The organism is Nostoc sp., from assembly GCF_035638895.1.
GTDB lineage: Bacteria > Cyanobacteriota > Cyanobacteriia > Cyanobacteriales > Nostocaceae > Nostoc.
Genome location: NZ_DASQZC010000007.1, coordinates 1 through 5,051 on the forward strand (window position 1 = coordinate 1; position 5,051 = coordinate 5,051).

Sequence of the window (5,051 nt, forward strand, 5' to 3'; positions counted from 1 at the left end):
CACCTCTTCTAAAGGGTCACGGCCTACAGACAGATGGTCAATTTCGACTCCAAAAGTCTGCTGCATTGTTTGACTAGGATATAAAGTTACCGCCTTGTTCCAAACAACGGGAAACACCACATTAAATCCCGTCTCGGCCAGAAAATCCATCGCCTCAGCAATACGTTCCTTTGACCTGAGAACTTTACTATCAGTAGTGGTCAGCCAGATACCACGGGTTTCTATTATTGCCATTTCTATAAATTCAAATTCTCGGCACACCATCTAAACATTGACTAACCGACGATACCGCGCCTGTATTATTGTGTAAATCGCATAGGCAACCAAACCTAGTGCCACAATACCCAAAAGCCATGCTCCGTTAGGCTGTTGTGCTAACGTCTGTAATACTTCATCCAAACCTTGTGCGGTAGCAGCATTCGACTGTCTTGCAGCTTCGATTAAAAACCAACCAATAATACAAAATACTATACCCCGTGCCGCTAAACCAAATCTGGAAATCCTCATTACCCATTGGGCTTGTGTGTTGCTTAATTCAGTTAAATTGAGTTCTTTACGAAATTTGCCACTAAAAGCTTGATAAAACTGATAGAAGCCTAGAGCAATTACAAACGCCCCCGCAGTTCCAACTAACCATTGACCAAAGGGTTGAGAAAGCAAACGTGCTGTCGAATCTTCAGTAGAATCACTACTATTTTTACCGCCGCCTGTACCCATAACAATTTTTACAGCACTTAAGGCTAAACTTGCATAAATCAAGCCATTAATTGCGTAACCAATTCGTACTGCCAAACCTTTGGCATCATTACCTTTATTTTCTGGGTCTTTAATTGCCTGTACAAAACGCCAGATTACGTATCCAATCAAGCCAATTGCAACTAAAGCCAGCAAAAATTTACCAAATGGCTGGTTGACGATTGTTTGAAGAGCGCCTTGGGTATCAGTTGTTTTACCACCCCTGCCAAAAGCCGCCTGTGCTGCCAGTAGTCCAACTATACCGTAAACTACTCCCTTGGAAACATAGCCAAATCGTCCCAGTCGCTCAACCCACAATGAGGCATGGTTTGTCAACTGTTGTGTCATGGTAATTGGGGAGAAATATTATATCTACCTTTTACAAAAATTTACCCATGATTTACATCTACCGCAGGGCAAATTGTCTAATATTTTTGTAAAAAATTACTATTGTAATACTGCCTTTTAATAGATGTGAGGCTGATCAAAATAATATTACATTTGCTAAGTACAGTATTATTCTTTAGTATTTTTAATGCTAAAAATAGATTAATTATGTCTCTAATAGAAACTTCTTGGAAACACGAATATATAACTACCAATGGGGTAAAACTACACTACGTTACCCAAGGCGAAGGCCCCTTAATGTTGATGTTGCATGGGTTTCCAGAGTTTTGGTACTCTTGGCGGCATCAAATACCAGAATTTGCCCAAGATTTTAAAGTTGTCGCCCTTGACTTGCGTGGCTACAACGATAGCGATAAACCAAATGAGCAATCAGCTTATGTAATGGATGAATTTATCAAAGATATTGAGGGACTAATTAAAGGATTAGGATACCAAAAATGTGTATTAGTTGGGCATGATTGGGGAGGTGCGATCGCTTGGAATTTTGCATACACTTACCCCGAAATGTTAGAACAATTAATTATTCTTAACCTGCCTCATCCAGCTAAATTTGCCCAAGGGTTACGCACTCCCCAACAGTTGCTACGTAGCAACTACATATTCCTCTTTCAACTACCGTGGATACCAGAATTACTTTTACAATCTTCCGACTACCAAGCAATTGAAACAGCTTTTAAAGGTACAGCAGTGAACAAGAGTGCTTTCACCCAAGCGGATATAGACGCTTATAAAAATGCTGCTGCAAAACGCGGTGCCCTCACAGCAATGTTGAACTACTACCGCAATATTTTTCAACAGAGAATGCTAAATCCAAGTTGGGGTGTTCTCGAAGTGCCAACACTAATGATTTGGGGAGAAAATGACACTGCACTCGGCAAGGAACTAAGCTATGACACCGCAGCCTATGTCAGAGACTTTCAAATCAAGTACATACCCAATTGTGGCCATTGGGTGCAGCAAGAACAGCCTGAATTGGTTAATCAGTATATGCGAGAATTTCTGAAAACTTAGAGAAGTATAAATACTTATCAAAATAGCCAAATTATGGCAAGTAGTGCAAACTTTTAAAAAGATTTAACAGTGATTTAACAGTGGCAGTTTTTGAAAGATTGTCAAGTAAAAATCGCCAAAAATCAGAATTAACGGCATTTATTTAGATTACCATTATCCCTATTCCATATCACAACTAACTTGTCAAGAGATAGATTGACCTTATGAAGTTTAATGAGATAATAGACTTGTGAGGGATAGAACGGACGCAACTTGATTATTTAAGGGGAAAAATTATGAAACTCCAGCTATTAGCGGCCATGGCCTTAGCAACTCCCCTATTTTTCATTAACTCGGTTAGAGCCGAGAACCCGCAGGACTTAGAAAAGCTGCTTTCAACTGGGGAATGTATCCAGTGCAATCTATCGGGAGCTAACCTCAGTGGCGCTCATTTAATTGGTGCTGACTTGAGAGGCTCGAAGCTCCAAGGAGCCAACCTTGTAGGGGCTAACCTCGAAGGTGCTGACTTAACTGGTGCAAACTTGGAAGGTGCTAACCTAACATCAGCTTATGTAACCAATGTGAATTTGAAGCAAACCAATCTCAACGGGGTAAATTTTACTCGCGCTACGATTCACGATTCTAATGTATATAAAGCATCAATGAATGATCTCAACCTCACTGATGCCGAAATATTTAACACTGGAATCGGGGTTGGGGGAGAAGATGCTGACGTTCCCGATTGGGACTAGGCTAAACTGAGTAGGCAGGTTAAAATAAACACAACATCAGAGAAACTGGTTTTTTGCCAGCATTATCTTTAAAATCTGCCTATACGCTATACAAAAATAAAAAATGAAATCCCTCTGCGTTGTAATGACTTTACTACGAACCAAGCAGAGGGGTTTTCTTATTTGGGTTGAATCGAATATCTGTGCAAAAAAGTGGAATTTAGGCTAAAAAGTTTTACTATGTCTAGCTTTCAGGATTTTGATTAGTTTTGATTAAATTTTTAATAAGTTGTACTAATCTCTACACACAAATCTAGGATGTTTCGTTAAGCTGTTAGCGCTATGATTGAGCTTTAGTGAACGTCTTATGCATTGGTTGTTATCTGGGCCGTTGAGTATAGAGAAATTGACGGTTAACATTACAGGGTTGCCTGCATCGTTACAAGGTAAAAAGCTGGTGCAGTTGTCAGATTTTCACTACGATGGTTTGCGGTTGTCGGAAGATATGTTAGAAAAAGCGATCGCAGTTACTAACGAAGCTAAACCAGATTTAATTTTATTAACCGGTGACTACGTAACTGACGATCCGACGCCGATTCACCAATTGATACTTCGACTCAAACATCTGCAAAGTCGCAGTGGTATCTATGCTATTCTTGGCAATCACGATATACATTACCAAAACGCAAAAACAGAAGTTACCGATGCCCTTACTAGCATCGGAATTCACGTCCTTTGGAATGAAATTGCCTATCCACTAGGAAAAGAATTACCCTTTGTTGGGCTGGCTGATTATTGGTCACAGGAATTTAATCCTGTACCAGTCATGAATCAACTAAACCCTGACACACCTCGCATCGTTTTATCCCACAACCCAGATACTGCCGAGATACTCCAAGCATGGCGAGTTGACTTACAATTATCTGGTCATACTCACGGTGGTCAAATAGTGATTCCCGGAATTGGCCCTGCAATATTTTTTTACGAAAAGCTTGCAGAAAAAATACCCAAAAAAGTGCAGCATCGATTACCATTTTTGTCAGAAAATGTTTCTGTAGTCAGCCATTGGGAATGGGCACAGGGTTTCCATAGGCTGGGGAAAAATCAGCTATATGTCAATCGTGGTTTGGGAACTTACCTCCCAGGACGCTTATTTTGCCGCCCAGAAGTTACTATAATCACCCTAGAGGGTGAATAAGTAATCCAAACTTAAAAATTCATTAGCCAGAATCACAGCAGGTATTTTGGCTAATGAATACCTGTAGTTTAGTTTCAGAATTTCAATCAATTATAGGACTAATGTTTGATTTCTGAAAAAGCTCGGTACAGATCGAAAAGCCTAATTCCTTATTCCCTACTCCCCACTCCCCGCCCACGTAGATAATTTCAAAAATCAAATACGATTCCTATAGTTAATTGTGTCTGGAGTAGATGACATAAATTATTGCAGGTTATCAAGTTACATTTTTATTTTGGTAAGCTGTAAGCGCTGGTATGAGGAGTATCGGTTGCCTTATGCATTGGTTGTTTACGGGACATTTAAGAGTAGATAAAATCACGGTTAAGATTGCGGAACTTCCAGCATCTTTACAAGGTACAACGCTAGTGCAGTTGTCAGATTTTCACTACGATGGTTTGCGGCTATCGGAAGATATGTTAGAAAAAGCGATCGCACTTACTAACGAAGCTGAACCAGATTTAATTCTATTAACTGGCGACTACGTAACTGACGATCCGACACCGATTCACCAATTGGTGCATCGACTCAAACATCTGCAAAGTCGCTGTGGTATCTACGCCGTACTTGGTAATCACGATATCTATTACAGCCACTCAAAAGCAGAAGTTACACAGGCGTTAACTAGCATTGGGGTGCATGTGCTTTGGAATGAAATCGCCTATCCACTAGGAAAACAATTACCATTGGTAGGATTAGCTGATTATTGGTCACGGGAATTCTACCCTGCACCAGTTATGAATCAACTAGATTCTGTTACACCGCGCATCGTTTTATCCCATAATCCAGATACAGCTAAGATATTGCAACAATGGCGCGTAGATTTGCAACTATCTGGTCATACCCACGGTGGTCACATCGTAATTCCAGGCATTGGCCCTGTAGTATTTTATTATAAAAAACTACTCAAACAAATTCCCAAAAAATTACGGCGTTGGGTAACATTTTTC

The 5,051-nt window shown here is 40.2% G+C and carries 6 protein-coding genes; 4 read left to right on the forward strand and 2 right to left on the reverse strand.

Annotation, left to right across the window (positions count from 1 at the left end):
* Together VE944_RS00175 and VE944_RS00180 are read right to left on the reverse strand one after the other, a co-directional pair.
* The coding region (locus VE944_RS00175) for a family 10 glycosylhydrolase (RefSeq protein WP_324970734.1) at window positions 1-234 on the reverse strand (234 nt) is incomplete at its 3' end.
* A 30-nt stretch (window positions 235-264) separates the two neighbouring features.
* Window positions 265-1,083 (reverse strand): DUF1206 domain-containing protein, encoded by an 819-nt coding sequence (locus VE944_RS00180; RefSeq protein ID WP_324970724.1) that lies wholly within the window; start codon window positions 1,081-1,083, stop codon window positions 265-267.
* A 207-nt stretch (window positions 1,084-1,290) separates the two neighbouring features.
* Here VE944_RS00180 and VE944_RS00185 point away from each other — a divergent pair, with 207 nt between their 5' ends.
* The 4 genes from VE944_RS00185 to VE944_RS00200 form a co-directional block, all read left to right on the forward strand.
* Complete coding sequence (locus VE944_RS00185) at window positions 1,291-2,154, forward strand: alpha/beta fold hydrolase (RefSeq protein ID WP_324970725.1); 864 nt, start codon at window positions 1,291-1,293, stop codon at window positions 2,152-2,154.
* A gap of 275 nt (window positions 2,155-2,429) precedes the next feature.
* Window positions 2,430-2,885, forward strand: coding sequence for a pentapeptide repeat-containing protein (locus VE944_RS00190; RefSeq protein ID WP_324970727.1), 456 nt, complete (start codon window positions 2,430-2,432; stop codon window positions 2,883-2,885).
* A gap of 346 nt (window positions 2,886-3,231) precedes the next feature.
* Window positions 3,232-4,062 carry a metallophosphoesterase gene (locus VE944_RS00195; protein WP_324970730.1) on the forward strand — a complete coding sequence of 277 codons (831 nt, stop codon included), beginning with the start codon at window positions 3,232-3,234 and terminating at the stop codon, window positions 4,060-4,062.
* Between the two features lie 317 nt (window positions 4,063-4,379).
* The coding region (locus tag VE944_RS00200; protein WP_324970732.1) for a metallophosphoesterase at window positions 4,380-5,051 on the forward strand (672 nt) is incomplete at its 3' end.